This is a genomic window from Psychrobacillus sp. 05T411 (assembly GCF_056396485.1).
In genome coordinates this window covers 155,568-169,591 of sequence record NZ_JBFTLO010000005.1, presented here as the reverse complement: position 1 = coordinate 169,591, position 14,024 = coordinate 155,568, and the positions used below count along the sequence as shown (strand labels likewise).

Below are 14,024 nucleotides of genomic sequence, written 5' to 3'. Positions count from 1 at the left end.
GAAAACTAAAAGAAAATAAGATTTATAGTCGAATTATAGTTAGAATAGGAGTTTTTAATACAATGATGGAGGTGCAGCATGAATCATTCTTTTCAACTCAACCTAAAGACATTTCTAGAAAGAACAATCAGTTATTTTCCTAATAAAGAAATTGTTTCACGAGAGTCTGATGGTTCATTATTCAGTTATACTTACTCGGATTTTTTTACTAGAGTCCAAAAGCTAGCGAATGTCTTGAAATCTTTAGGAATACAAAACGGAGATAAAATTGCTTCGCTTGCTTGGAATCATCATCGTCATCTTGAATTGTATTTGGCAGGTCCTTGTTATGGAGCAGTACTTCATACTGTCAATCTTCGATATGGAGAACCTGAAATCATTTATACAATTAATCATGCAGAGGATAAGATATTATTTTTCGACGAAGATCAATTGCCAATTATAGAATCGATAGCAGATCAATTGCCATACGTCGAAGCTTATATAGTTCTAGGGAATAACATTCCCAAAACAAAGCTTTCGCCGATCTATAGTTACGAAGAACTTATAGAGGAAGCAGACTCACAGTTTCAATTTGAAATGCTAGATGAACATTCCCCGGCGACGATTTGCTATACATCAGCAACGACAGGGCTTCCTAAAGGAGTTACTTATACTCATCGAAGTTTGTACTTGTACACATCTGCGTTATGTTACAAAGATGTCCTGGCTATTTCGGAGACAGATACCATCATGCCGATAGTGCCAATGTTCCATGTTAACGCTTGGGGGTTACCGTATGCTGCGATTGCGACAGGGGCTAAATTGGTACTGCCTGGCTATCGTCCAAATGTCCATCAGCTATTATCCTTAATTGAATCTCAAGAGGTTACGTTAACTGCAGGAGCCGTTACGCTAGGTATTCAAATGATGAGTAAATTAGAAGAATATGAATACAATGTGTCCAGTTTAAGAGCACTTTGGCTAGGAGGACAATCAATTCCAGCGTCCCTGATTAACAAGTTCCATCAAAAGTATAATGTGCCGGTTGTTCAAGGCTATGGGGCAACAGAAACTTCTCCATTAATTACATTTCTACATGTAAGAAAAGATCAAGAACAGATAGACGAAAATGATAAAGTTAATCTACAGACCAGACAAGGGATTTTAATTCCTGGAATTGAAATGAAAATTGTTGATGAATTAGGGGAAGATATTCCATGGGACGACCAGAAAATGGGAGAAATTTATGCGCGGGGACCATGGGCAGCAGATAAGTATCTAAATGATGAACGATCTGCTAGCTCCTTTATTGATGGCTGGTGGAAAAGTGGCGACATTGCTACCATCGATAAACTAGGATCGATTCAAATTGTTGATCGAAACAAAGATATGATCAAAAGTGGTGGTGAATGGATCTCTTCTGTACAACTCGAAAATGAACTTATTGCCCATCCAGACGTACTAGAAGCGTGTGTAGTAGCTATTCCTGATACAGAGTGGCTTGAACGACCATTAGCTTATATAGTACTTAAACAATCAATGGACGAGTCAGATATGAAAGCGGAGTTAATCAAGTGGTTAACACCAAAGTTCCCTAAATGGTGGCTTCCAAATCAGTTTGAATTTTTAAAAGAAATTCCTAAAAATGCAACTGGAAAATACAATAAAAACTTATTGCGGGAAATGGTAATTAAAAAGGGAGAAGAAAATTTTAAGCCTGTTTAAGAAATAGAGTATTTTCTTATCTTTTCAGGTAAAAAGGGTATAGAGGATAAATTATCATCAATTTGTTCTGAATTTTCAGCGAAATTTTAAAGGTGGAGGGATACAAATGAAGATTGACGATAAAGTTCAAAAAAAACAAATGAAGAGAGTGGCACTTGCCAGTATTATTGGAACATCAATTGAGTGGTATGATTTCTTCCTTTATGGAACAATGGCAGCATTGGTTTTCCCTCAAATATTTTTTCCCGAATCTAGTTCTTTTTTAGGGACTTTACAAGCATTCATCACCTTATTTGTAGGTTTTGTTGCTCGTCCTATTGGGGCAATAATCTTTAGTTCTTACGGCGATAAAATAGGGCGAAAAACAGCCTTGGTTACTTCATTGCTATTAATGGGGATTGCCAGTACTTTGATGGGCTTATTGCCTTCCTTTGAGACTATTGGTATTCTTGCACCCATTTTGTTAGTTATTCTCCGTTTCATTCAAGGAATTGGTGTAGGTGGAGAATGGGGAGGTTCTGTTACTCTTTCTGTTGAATGGAGTTCAAAAAAATCTCGTGGATTAATGGGAAGTATGACCCAATTAGGAGTTCCAATTGGAATGTTATCTTCCACGGCAGTGGTTTCCCTTTGTATTTTCTTGACCGGTGATCAATTTGCAGTATGGGGTTGGAGAATACCATTTTTATTAAGCATCGTCCTTGTCTTTATTGGCTTAGGAATCCGCTTAGGTATTGAAGAATCGCCAGAGTTTAAAAGGTTGAAAGAAGCGAATTTGACAGTTAAGTCTCCAGTTCTTGAATCTATCAAAGGCTATCCAAAGGAGATTCTATTTGCTGCTCTCACTCGTCTTGCTGACAATGTGCCTTTCTATGTTTATACGACTTTTGTTATATACTATGCGACCACACATCTTCAATTAGATAAACAATTTATAACCAATGTCGTCTTGCTAGTTTCTATTACTTTTTTATTTTTTGTACCGTTTTCAGCTTATTTATCCGATCGGTATGGACGGAGAAATATTTCTTTGGTAGGTATGATTTTAACGCTCATCATTGCTTACCCATATTTTTATCTAGTTAATACTGGGGAAACGGGCCTTATTATTATTGCGGTTATACTTTCAAGCATCGGACCCGCTATAGTGTATGGACCACAAGCAGCATTAATTGTTGAAATTTTTCCTGCTCATTTGAGATTTAGTGGGTCATCTATTGCTTATCAATTCGCCTCTATTATTGCGGGGGGACTTGCACCTATTATCTCATTAAGCTTATTCGAAAGGTTTGGTACTACATCGTCCATAAGTATGTATATTGTAATCTGCTGTACTATCTCGATAATTGCTTTATTCCTTCTGAAACCTGTTGAAAGTCATAAGGTGAAAGAAGTACGTCATAATGTGATTTAGTTATAATTCTGATTAGATTCATTACCCGAAAAAAGTAGTCTCTATTAAGGTAAAAGTAATTAAATTGGATGTGGTATTTGATTGAGATTCAAACTTATTAAAATAGTGGTTAATCTGAGAGAGGGCCGAAACAATGATTGAAGATGAAAATGATCGAAGTTTATCTTAGGATTAGCTAAATTAAGGGTAGGATAATGAGTTAGTAGAAATTAGGGTTGGAACGCTGAATCTAATATTATGGTATATGCACTCTGTAGAGCAATCTCTACGGGGTGTTTTATATTTTTTATTTTGGAACAGTACATTTTAATTAATTTTTTTCCACCTATATAACCTTTTAGGGAGTAGGTTTTTTAACAAATTCCGGAGAATTTAATACACGTGAAACCGTCGTTTGTGAGACGCCTGCGTGTTTTGCTACGTCTTTGGATGATCCCAAAACAATCCCTACTTATGTATGAAGTAATGTATAGTGATAACTATATAAGGAATCAGATAAGATGACTACTAAAATTTATAATATATAAGATGAACCAGGAAGAGAGGATTACAAATGTGTTTAATTAATTTTCAATTTCATGCACACCCAAACTATAAACTGATCGTAGTAGCAAATCGAGACGAGTTTTATGATAGGAAAACGGAGCCCGCGCACTTTTGGAAAGATGCACCGAATTTATTGGCTGGACGGGATTTAGTTGGATTAGGAACTTGGCTAGGAATAACAAAAGAAGGAAAATTCGCTGCATTAACAAACTACCGCAATCCAACCGAAGTGGTGAGTGGGAAGACTTCTCGTGGTGAAATTGTGCAAAAATTTTTGGCTGGTAATCTTTCGTCAGAAGAATATCTTCAATCACTGCACAAAGACAAAGAAAAATACAATGGATTCAATGTTATTTTAGGGAATGCAGAAAAACTATATTATTATAATAATGTAGAAGGAGAAATTGTAAAGATTGTTCCTGGAACACATGGTTTGAGCAATAAGTTTTTGAACACAGCATGGCCAAAGGTAGTTAAAGGAAAAGAGAGGTTGAAAGCATATAGTTTAAGTAAAGAGGAACTTGATATAGAAGAACTATTTGCGATTGTGACGGATGCCGAAATGGCTATGGATGAGGATCTGCCAAATACAGGAGTAGGTATGGAACTTGAGCGGAATTTATCGCCGTTATTTATCAAAATGTCTAATTACGGAACCCGCTGTTCGACCGTAATATTGGTGGATAATAACAACAACATTACCTTTGCAGAACGTACATACATGAACGAAGAGTTTTTAAGTGATAAGCATTTTACATTTACACTATCTTCCCCATAAAGTTAAAAACCATTGTTTTTTCTCTTAAGAAGAACGGAAACAATGGTTTACTTTTGCTGAGTTATCGAAAAGGTATTAACTTTTGTGTTAACAGAAATTATAAATAGGGATATTTCTACGATTAATAGTATAAGAACAATCCATCCTAAAAGGTGAAGGGTATGAACTTGAAAATCCAAGACACTACTTGAGGTTGAAAAGGTGTGCACAACATTTAATGTGAAAAAATAAAACATTCCAAATGTGAAATTTCTTGCCCATTGGGTGATATGGTAAGTAAAAACACCTTTTCGCCAACCATATTTATGAATCCTCGCAATACCTCTTGTTATTTCAGCTGCTTCAACTACAAGAAACAAAACGACAACCAAATACCAGACAAACATTATTGAGTTGAAAGTAAAATTATCGGATTGAACCATAGCTAATCCGGTGATTGAAACGGCGCCATGTATAATACAATCGGTATTCTTCCATTCATGAATATCCCGCCATTTTCTAGTAAAGCGAATAATAATCAAAGTAATAGAAAACAGATAAAATAAAAATCCTAACATAATGAATGCAGTCATTAAAGAGGATAAGAAGTTTGTCCCAAAAGTAGTCACCAATAAACCGACAATCGATTGTGTACTAACGGTTGAGAGGAGGATAACTCCATGAGTATTTGCAATCTCCTTGTTTACAATAATTGATTTTAGTTGTCGTATACAAAAAATAACAAAAACTATCCACAAAACTAAATTGGCACAAGCCAATACTTTAACAATTGGCAGCAGTGCAGGAGTTCGCTGTATAATTAAATCAACAATTACGGAAGTTGCAGCAATCCAAGTACCAACACCGAAGCTTTTAATAGGTAAATTTACTAAGTCATTTCTATAATCTCTTTTAAGCATGGAACGAAAAAAGGTGAAAAACATAAGCAACCAAGCCAAAACTAAAAGCCCGGATAAGGTTAATGCTAGATGAATATTTAAAAATGAAAATTGATAAACAGCGCCAAGCAGAAATATACCAAAGGCCATAATAATAGAACCTGCTGACACATCAATCATTTTATTTGAAAACATAATATTATCTCCGTTGTTAAAGAGCATTTAGCTCTTATAATTTGTCAAAAAAAATAACCCATTCAGGAGTTAAATACTCGCAAAGGGTTAACAATTACAATATTGGAGCGGGTGAAGAGAATCGAACTCTCATCATCAGCTTGGAAGGCTGAGGTTTTACCACTAAACTACACCCGCATTACTATGGTGGCTCAGGACGGAATCGAACCGCCGACACAAGGATTTTCAGTCCTTTGCTCTACCGACTGAGCTACTGAGCCGCTTCGATTTACGCTAAGCTTCGCATCTCTTCGTCAGCTGCACTCGCTCTATCAGTCACGTACTTAGGTACGCTCCTTCTTTCACTCGATTGCTTTCTCGACCTGCTTGCTTATCCTAAATCTCAAAYWAATAAATTAATAAAAAAATGGCGGTCCCGACCGGGATCGAACCGGCGATCTCCTGCGTGACAGGCAGGCATGTTAACCGCTACACCACCCGACCGGGATCGAACCGGCGATCTCCTGCGTGACAGGCAGGCATGTTAACCGCTACACCACGGGACCATTTGGTTGCGGGGACAGGATTTGAACCTGTGACCTTCGGGTTATGAGCCCGACGAGCTACCGAACTGCTCCACCCCGCGACAATAATATACTTACAACAATATTTTAAAAAATGGAGGAGGAAGAGGGATTCGAACCCCCGCGCGGTATGACCCGCCTGTCGGTTTTCAAGACCGATCCCTTCAGCCGAACTTGGGTATTCCTCCGAAATATTATTGAAGACAAGATATAGTATACAACACATTTAATAAAAAAAGCAATACTTTTTTGAAAAAGTTTTTAAAACAAATAATAAGAGTATTAATTGTTTAATAAAAAAGGCACCTCTACCAGAGATGCCATCTTAATTTACTCGTTTATAAATTCCTCAAATCCTACCATTTTATCCAGGTGGCTAGCGATCATGGCGATGATTGTACTTCCCTCTTCTTTTTTAAAGGTAAAGTTACTTTCGTCCTCGAAGAACTCAGAGCCTTCCGTCCAAATACGGTTAACTCTTCGTAAAACACCATCTCCATTAGCGCTATCGATCCCAAATTGATAAGTTACTTCAATCTTGTCTTCAATTTGGAAAGCAGTAACTTCCGGGGTTTCCCATTCAACATCAATTTCTTCAAGCGTAATTTCACCATCTAGCACTTCGTATTCTTCTTCCAGATCATAATAATCGGCGTCGTCATCTTCTATAAATTCATGAAAGCTCTCATGAACGGCTTCCATGATATCGGTAATATCATCTAAAATAATTCTTGTTGGTTGTTGGAGTACTGTATCAAAACTTTCTTCGTAAAATTCTTCATTATAAGGATCGAAAAGCAAAGTAAAGAAATATTCTCTTTCATCATTATCTGTTTCAACAAAAAATTCAATTCGAGGATGCTTAGAAGCCTGATTTATACTCAAATGCCCACTTTTATCATATTCCTCACAAATAGATTCCAATTGTTCCTGAAGCTCACTAGCTACTCTGTTAAACCATTCCATTGACATGCCATCTTCGCCTCTATTCTAGTTTTTTTCCTCTTCTATCTTCTCCCAAATTGTTATTTTAATTCATGCAAATTAAAAGGACTTTTTTGCTAATTATTATATTGAATAGTTTTAGTTTGCCTAGGAACGATAATACTCGTATGACCTTATTAAAAATAAGCGGAGTTTTTCCGGTTAGACTGTGGAATAGAGCTCGGTTCGGCGTACATAAGCGGAAGTTTTCCGACTAAACAAAGCTAGACTACCTATTTTCACGTTTTTCGAGTCAATAGTCGGAATTCCTCCGTCTATTTAAGCTGTTTTCAGTGCTAATTCCTAATTAAGAGAAACTTCTCCGCTTATTTATCGAATTCCCTTAGCGAATAATGAATTAGATAACTTACGGGTGCTTTTTATAAGTCTAAAACTTATTTCGTTTATATGAACATAGGTGCTTCTTTTTTGGACAATCTAAGGGAAAGAAGAAAGTTACATGAGGTGATGTTCATGATTATTGAAAGGTCGTCTGAATGGAAAGAAGGTTTCATAAATAAATTAGAAAACAAGGAACCATGGGATAATTGGACATTATACAATATGAGTTACGAAGTGGTGAAAGCAAACCTTATTACGGAGTTTTCGGGACTTCAATCTCCAAAATATTTGCCTAATCTAACACCATTGGCTCATCAACTAGAAGTAGCGGAAACGGTTATTTCTAGAATGAATGGAAAAGCAATTCTTGCAGATGAGGTTGGTCTAGGTAAAACAATTGAGGCAGGTTTGATTTTAAAAGAGTATCTAATACGAGGGCTAGTAAAAAAAGTATTGATTTTGGCACCAGCTTCTTTGATCAACCAATGGATTGAAGAATTGAACTATAAGTTTTATATTCCCGCGATCGCCTACAAGAAAAACACCCCCATTGATTACTATGATGTAGTCGTCATGAGTATGGATACGGCCAAAAAAAGCCCACATAAAGAACTTATATATGGACAAAACTATGACATGATTATTATTGACGAAGCACATAAGCTTAAAAACCACAAAACCAAAATTTACGAGTTTGTTCAAGGTTTGAAGAAAAAGTTTTGTTTGTTATTAACGGCAACTCCTATTCAAAATGATGTGTTTGAGTTGTTTTATCTCATATCTCTACTAAAACCGGGGCATCTGGGTAACTATGAGAACTTTCAAGCGGCTTTCTCGGCTAGTAAACATAGTGTAGAACACGATGATTACTTGAGGGAGTTGGTCAATCAAGTAATGGTAAGAAATAGAAGAGAAGAGACTGGAATTGAATGGACCAGTCGTCGCGTTCAAACAATCCCAATCGAGTTTACAAATGAAGAAAGAGAAGTTTATGATTTAATATTGGAACTTAAAAACGTCTCGCCTGTCTTTTCAGGTGCATTTTCAATGATTACTTTGCAAAAGGAAATGTGTAGCAGTAAAGAAGCTACTTATTTGACATTAAGTAAAATGCGTCAAAACTGTACTAATCAAGAAGAAATTGACTTCGTCGATCATATTATTCAAAAACTAATGGCATTAGAAACGAATTCAAAAGCGGAAAAAGTATATGAGATTATTTCCGAGGCAAACGATAAGGTCATTATCTTTACGGAATATAAAGCTAGTCAAGTTTACTTGCAATGGTATTTAAATTCTAAAGGCATCACAAGTGTACCCTTTAACGGGCAGTTTAATAAGAGCAAAAGAGAATATATGAAGCATCTTTTTAAAGAAAAATTTCAAGTATTAATCGCGACCGAATCGGGTGCTGAGGGGATTAACCTTCAGTTTTGTCATCACGTCATCAACTATGATTTACCATGGAATCCGATGAAGTTAGAGCAACGAATTGGACGTGTCCATCGATTAGGACAAGAACATGACGTTCATATTTACAATTTGGCGATTGAAAATACGATTGAAAAAGATATATTGGAATTACTTTACGTAAAATTAGATGTCTTTGAAAAAGTAGTAGGGGAGCTAGATGATATACTATCCACTTTTAAGAAGACGATTTGAGGAGGATCAATATGTATCCACAGCAGGTTCACGATTATTTACAGAAGTTTTTCAAAGAAAATAGTTGTGAAATCGTACATGGTAATGAGTATTATATGACAGTTCAATTAACAGTTGATATGGATAAAAAAATTATGAATCGCCCTTTTCATTGGCAGTATATAGAAAATACAAACGGGGTGCCAGACCCTGCCCAATTAACTTTAATCACCGATCAAACTAAACTTAGTAACAATATAAAAGGGGAAGTAATCCATTTTGGTTCACCTAGACTAAGTCAGCTCTTTCAAACGACGAACGAGCTTGGTGGCTACGTACAAATGTATGAACGTGTATCAAACAATTTGGAAACGAGACCTATTTTAACCCCATGGCTAGGAGTGAATTATAAAATATCGTATTATTGTGATCGAACGAAAGAAATGCTTCATTCATTAGGCATTAATTTAATGACTGGTGAGGTTGTAAATGGTTTCCAGGAATCGTTAGTGACGAAAGAATTGGATGCACACAAGTCAGAGCGGGCATTTCTATTACCTTATATTATCAAGCCACTTCGTGCGTTAGATAGATTAGATGCTGTAATTGAAAATGTCATACAACAGGATGATCACGGATGGGCAGAAGAAGCAAAAAGTAGATGGCAAAAGGATCAAGCCATATTAGAGCACTTTTACGAAGAAGTAGAAGACAAGCCGGAATGTTATGAGATGGAGAAAAAAGCAATGGAAGAACAATACGAAGCAAGGATTAAAATTGATGTAGTAAATGGTGGATTATTTTACTTGAAATGAAAAAAGTACTGCTAAGAGGTTACCCTTTAAGCAGTACTTTTTTTGTTGGTCATTCTTTTGAATCGTTTTCCGAATCGTTCATGATTGGGACAAAATCGAAAATCTTCTGGTCTTCGAAGACATCCACCAATCGTTCAAGCCACTCATAGTAATTTTTAATATACTTTAGTTTTTCGATATCGATTTGGACTTCTATTAGTAATTCCTCACTAGCTGTTGGATCGATTGATAATTGCTCGAGTTCAGCTAATGATTTTTTTATCGCAACTAAATGAAGCGTAACGGATCTCCGCCATTTGATCGAAAATAGATCAATAAAGCTTTGGTACCAATCATCTGTCACTTTATATAAATCCTTTCGAACTCCTTTTTTCCAAGCGCGTTCGACTAATTTTAAATCAGATAAAGCTCTAACAGAAGTACTCATGCTTGTTTTACTCATCCCAAGCTTTTCCGTCATGTCGTCTAATGTTAATGGTTCATTTTGAAAAAACATCATCCCGTACTGTCTACCTGCAGAAGGTACCAAACCGTAGAGATGTATATTTTGTGCAATTGTCTCGATAATACGTTCACGTGCTTTTTCGAGTTTTTCGTGACCTTCCATTTGCGTCTTCCCTCCACTGAAATCAGCTCGTATATGGTGCATTAGCTGAATAAATTAAATGTATAATATCCTTGTTTAAAAAGCAATTTATTTGTTAAAAGTTTGTACAGTTTTTACTGTACAAACTATAAAAAAAGTTATTACGGTTGTTTTACAAGCGTATTACATATATAATGATTAGGTGTTCATTTATTATGAACAGTTAGGAGTGTGTATATGAACGAACAAAATATCAAGAAAAAAATCGTAGTAAAAGATACTACGAAAATTTTCGGTAAGAACATGAAGCGAGCAGTACAGCTTCTAAATGAAGGAAAGTCGAAAAGCGATATTTTAAAAGCAACCGGCGCAACTGTGGGTGTTAAAAATGTAACTTTTGACGTAAATGATGGTGAAATATTTGTCATCATGGGTCTTTCAGGAAGTGGTAAATCTACTTTAGTTCGGATGTTAAATCGTTTAATCGATCCGACGGTGGGACAGATTTTGCTTGATGGTGAAGACATTGTCCAGATGAACAAAGAACAGTTACGGGAAGTAAGAAGAAAAAAAATAGGCATGGTTTTTCAAAATTTTGCTCTTTTTCCACATAAGACTATTGTTGAGAATACCGAATATGGTTTGGAAATCCAAGGAGTACCAAAAGATCAACGCCGACTAAAAGCGATCGAATCTTTAAAGCTTGTTGGTCTTGCTGGCTATGAAGATCAATACCCCAACCAACTGAGCGGTGGAATGCAACAACGCGTGGGACTTGCAAGAGCACTAGCTAATGATCCAGACATTCTACTAATGGATGAGGCTTTCAGTGCACTAGATCCCCTTATTCGGAAAGATATGCAAAATGAGCTCCTGCAGCTTCATAGTGATATGGGGAAAACATTTATATTTATCACCCATGATCTAGATGAAGCGCTACGAATCGGAGATCGCATCGCATTGATGAAAGATGGAGAAATTGTTCAAATTGGTACACCTGAAGAGATATTGATGAGTCCTTCGAATGAATACGTAGAACGCTTCGTCGAAGATGTGGACTTAGCCAAAGTATTAACGGCAGGACATATTATGAAAAAAGCAGATACAGTGCAAGTAGACAGAGGACCTCGCGTTGCCCTTCGTTTAATGAAACAACTCGGAATTTCTTCTATTTATGTAGTAGATAAAAGTAATCGTTTGATGGGAGCGGTAACTGCGCAGGATGCGGTAGCAGCTTCAGAAACAGATAAGTCACTAAAAGAAGTATTAATCTCTAACCTCCCAATGATTACGCCAGATACAGTGTTGACGGAGCTTTTTGATGTGGTATCTACTGCGTCTATTCCGGTAGCAGTTATTAGTGAAGATCAAAAGTTATTAGGTATTATTATTCGTGGTGCACTGATTGGCGCTTTATCGGGTGACAACCAGTTTATTAATAATGATGGAATAATCGAACCAACTAACCAAACGAATACGGAGGTTATATAAGATGAATGAATTATTACCAAGACTCCCGTTTGCAGATTGGATAGATAATGGTGTCGATTGGCTCGTCTCTACATTCGGTTCGGTATTGGACGGAATTGCAGAAGTTTTAGGCGGTGTCGTTGAAGGAGCCGTTACCTTTCTAGATATGGTTCCATCGATTTTACTTGCGATTATCTTTGCATTGATCGCTTATTTTATTTCTACAAGAAAAATTGCTTTGTTTACGTTAATCGGACTTTTATTCATCGACTACTTAGGTTATTGGTATCCAATGCTTCAAATGTTAGCCCTTGTGTTAACATCTGTCTTTTTGGCTGTCGTAATCGGCATTCCGATTGGTATTTGGGGCTCGCAAAAAGCTGCTGTTCGTAAAGTGGTAAACCCGCTACTAGACTTGATGCAAACAATGCCAGCATTCGTTTACTTAATACCTGCCATCTTCTTCTTTAATATTGGAGTCGTTCCAGGAGTGGTAGCTTCAGTCATTTTTGCAATGCCACCAACGATTCGATTAACGATGTTAGGAATTGAGCAAGTTCCAAAAGATTTAATAGAAGCAACAGAAGCATTTGGTTCTACCACTAGTCAACGGTTAATGAAAATACAAATTCCGCTAGCTAAACCAACGATTATGGCTGGTGTTAACCAAAGTATCATGCTTGCCTTGTCCATGGTTGTTATCGCATCAATGGTAGGTGCACCGGGACTTGGAGAAGAAGTTTACCGATCTGTAACACAATTGAAAACCGGTGTAGGTGTTGAAACCGGTGTTTCTATCGTTATTGTTGCTATTATTTTAGATCGTATTACACAACAAGCGGGAGCAAGAAAGAAAAAAATAGGGGGAAAATTATCATGAATTTAGCTAAAAAGATTACAGGATTAGGGGCAATCGCTCTATTATCACTAGGACTTGCAGCGTGTGGTTCAGATGAGGATAATGGTTCCACTTCAGACACAAGTTCAGTTGGAGATTCAGTCAATTATAAAATAACGGGTATTGATCCAGGTGCCGGAATTATGGAAGCAACTGAGCGTGCTATAACTGATTATGAATTAGATAAATGGGATTTAGTTTCTGGTTCTGGTGCTGCAATGACTGCTGCTTTGAAAAAGGCATATGATGCAGAGAAACCAATTATTATTACGGGTTGGACGCCACACTGGAAATTCGCGAAATACGATTTAAAATATCTGGAAGATCCAAAAGGTTCATATGGTGGAGAAGAAGAAATCCATACAATCGGCCGAACAGGACTACAAGAAGATTTACCGGAAGCTCACCAAATCTTATCAAACTTCAGCTGGTCAGAAGAAGATATGGGTGAAATTATGATTGCCATCCAAGAAGGTGAAAAACCTGAAGTTGCTGCACAAAACTGGGTAGACACTAATGCAGAAAAAATTGCTGTATGGACAGATGGTGTTGAAAAAGTTGATGGCGATGAAATCAAGCTTGCATATGTTGCATGGGATAGTGAAATTGCTAGCACAAATGTGATGAAAATCGTGTTAGAAGATATGGGCTATAAAGTAACAACTGTACAAGTAGAAGCAGGTCCTATGTGGACTGCAGTTGCTGATGGTAGCGCGGATGCATCCTTAGCTGCATGGTTACCATTAACACACGCAACATATTCAGAGAAGTTTGATGGGAAGTTTGAAGATCTTGGTACTAGTATGACTGGTGTGAAAATAGGTTTAGTTGTCCCATCTTATATGGACATTACATCTATTGAAGATCTACAAGAATAAGAATCATATAGAAAGCTCATCATTCGTAATGGATGATGAGCTTTTTGGCATTGGAGATAGTATAGGATAAAGCGTCGTATCATTGTCGTCTCTATCCAAGTAAAGAGCTATTTTAGGGATTGGTTGCTTTCATTGACAATTTGGTTGCTCTCGTGCGGATCTGGTTGCTTTCGCCTTGATTTAGTTGCTTTCCGAATAGGATTGGTTGCTTTCTATGCCTGATTAGTTGCCCTTATCCACTTATTGGATTTACTTAAGACGCTTTATCCTTATAATGTACAAGCTATTCTTGAACAATTCGATTGCATAACGTATTTTATTGGAAT

The 14,024-nt window shown here is 36.8% G+C and carries 10 protein-coding genes, 5 tRNA genes and 2 pseudogenes; 8 read left to right on the top strand and 9 right to left on the bottom strand.

The window, feature by feature from the left end:
- Window positions 1-78: 78 nt before the first annotated feature.
- Together AC1DFT_RS05735 and AC1DFT_RS05730 are read left to right on the top strand one after the other, a co-directional pair.
- Complete coding sequence (locus AC1DFT_RS05735) at window positions 79-1,707, top strand: long-chain fatty acid--CoA ligase (RefSeq protein WP_477918226.1); 1,629 nt, start codon at window positions 79-81, stop codon at window positions 1,705-1,707.
- A gap of 106 nt (window positions 1,708-1,813) precedes the next feature.
- Window positions 1,814-3,121 (top strand): MFS transporter, encoded by a 1,308-nt coding sequence (locus tag AC1DFT_RS05730; protein WP_477918225.1) that lies wholly within the window; start codon window positions 1,814-1,816, stop codon window positions 3,119-3,121.
- Between the two features lie 343 nt (window positions 3,122-3,464).
- Here the strand turns inward: AC1DFT_RS05730 and AC1DFT_RS05725 are convergent.
- Window positions 3,465-3,560 (bottom strand): annotated as a pseudogene (locus AC1DFT_RS05725) (LacI family DNA-binding transcriptional regulator); the annotation flags it as partial.
- 114 nt (window positions 3,561-3,674) lie between these two features.
- Here AC1DFT_RS05725 and AC1DFT_RS05720 point away from each other — a divergent pair.
- Window positions 3,675-4,445 (top strand): NRDE family protein, encoded by a 771-nt coding sequence (locus AC1DFT_RS05720; RefSeq protein WP_477918224.1) that lies wholly within the window; start codon window positions 3,675-3,677, stop codon window positions 4,443-4,445.
- Between the two features lie 47 nt (window positions 4,446-4,492).
- Here AC1DFT_RS05720 and AC1DFT_RS05715 read toward each other — a convergent pair whose 3' ends face one another.
- From AC1DFT_RS05715 to AC1DFT_RS05685, 7 genes are all read right to left on the bottom strand, one after another.
- Complete coding sequence (locus AC1DFT_RS05715) at window positions 4,493-5,518, bottom strand: TDT family transporter (protein ID WP_477918223.1); 1,026 nt, start codon at window positions 5,516-5,518, stop codon at window positions 4,493-4,495.
- A gap of 103 nt (window positions 5,519-5,621) precedes the next feature.
- Window positions 5,622-5,695, bottom strand: a tRNA-Gly gene (locus AC1DFT_RS05710).
- 7 nt (window positions 5,696-5,702) lie between these two features.
- Window positions 5,703-5,778, bottom strand: a tRNA-Phe gene (locus AC1DFT_RS05705).
- Window positions 5,779-5,925: 147 nt separating this feature from the next.
- Window positions 5,926-5,995: transfer RNA gene (locus AC1DFT_RS05700), tRNA-Asp, on the bottom strand.
- Window positions 5,996-6,066: 71 nt separating this feature from the next.
- Window positions 6,067-6,143: transfer RNA gene (locus AC1DFT_RS05695), tRNA-Met, on the bottom strand.
- Window positions 6,144-6,176: 33 nt separating this feature from the next.
- Window positions 6,177-6,269 (bottom strand) — tRNA-Ser (locus AC1DFT_RS05690).
- A 142-nt stretch (window positions 6,270-6,411) separates the two neighbouring features.
- Window positions 6,412-7,053: a hypothetical protein gene (locus AC1DFT_RS05685; protein ID WP_477918222.1), complete on the bottom strand. Its 642-nt coding sequence runs from the start codon at window positions 7,051-7,053 to the stop codon at window positions 6,412-6,414.
- A 486-nt stretch (window positions 7,054-7,539) separates the two neighbouring features.
- Here AC1DFT_RS05685 and AC1DFT_RS05680 point away from each other — a divergent pair.
- Both AC1DFT_RS05680 and AC1DFT_RS05675 read left to right on the top strand, forming a co-directional pair.
- Window positions 7,540-9,136, top strand: a pseudogene (locus tag AC1DFT_RS05680) (DEAD/DEAH box helicase).
- Entirely contained in the window at window positions 9,084-9,866 is a 783-nt protein-coding gene (locus tag AC1DFT_RS05675) for a YqhG family protein (protein WP_477918221.1), read from the top strand. The pseudogene AC1DFT_RS05680 and the gene AC1DFT_RS05675 overlap by 53 nt, the downstream one beginning before the upstream one ends.
- A 49-nt stretch (window positions 9,867-9,915) precedes the next feature.
- Here the strand turns inward: AC1DFT_RS05675 and AC1DFT_RS05670 are convergent, their stop codons facing one another.
- The gene (locus AC1DFT_RS05670) at window positions 9,916-10,473 is read right to left on the bottom strand and encodes a GbsR/MarR family transcriptional regulator (protein ID WP_477918220.1); all 558 of its coding nucleotides are present in this window, start codon (window positions 10,471-10,473) and stop codon (window positions 9,916-9,918) included.
- A gap of 216 nt (window positions 10,474-10,689) precedes the next feature.
- Between AC1DFT_RS05670 and AC1DFT_RS05665 the strand changes: the two genes are divergently transcribed.
- Genes AC1DFT_RS05665 through AC1DFT_RS05655 form a run of 3 tightly spaced genes read left to right on the top strand, consistent with a single transcriptional unit; the run spans window position 10,690 to window position 13,698 of the window.
- A complete protein-coding gene (locus tag AC1DFT_RS05665; protein ID WP_477918219.1) occupies window positions 10,690-11,943 on the top strand; it encodes a quaternary amine ABC transporter ATP-binding protein in 1,254 nt (417 codons plus the stop codon).
- Window position 11,944: 1 nt separating this feature from the next.
- Complete coding sequence (locus tag AC1DFT_RS05660) at window positions 11,945-12,802, top strand: ABC transporter permease (protein WP_477918218.1); 858 nt, start codon at window positions 11,945-11,947, stop codon at window positions 12,800-12,802.
- Window positions 12,799-13,698, top strand: a complete 900-nt coding sequence (locus AC1DFT_RS05655) for a glycine betaine ABC transporter substrate-binding protein (RefSeq protein ID WP_477918217.1) — start codon at window positions 12,799-12,801, stop codon at window positions 13,696-13,698. Before AC1DFT_RS05660 ends, AC1DFT_RS05655 begins: the two co-directional genes overlap by 4 nt.
- Window positions 13,699-14,024 lie beyond the last annotated feature (326 nt).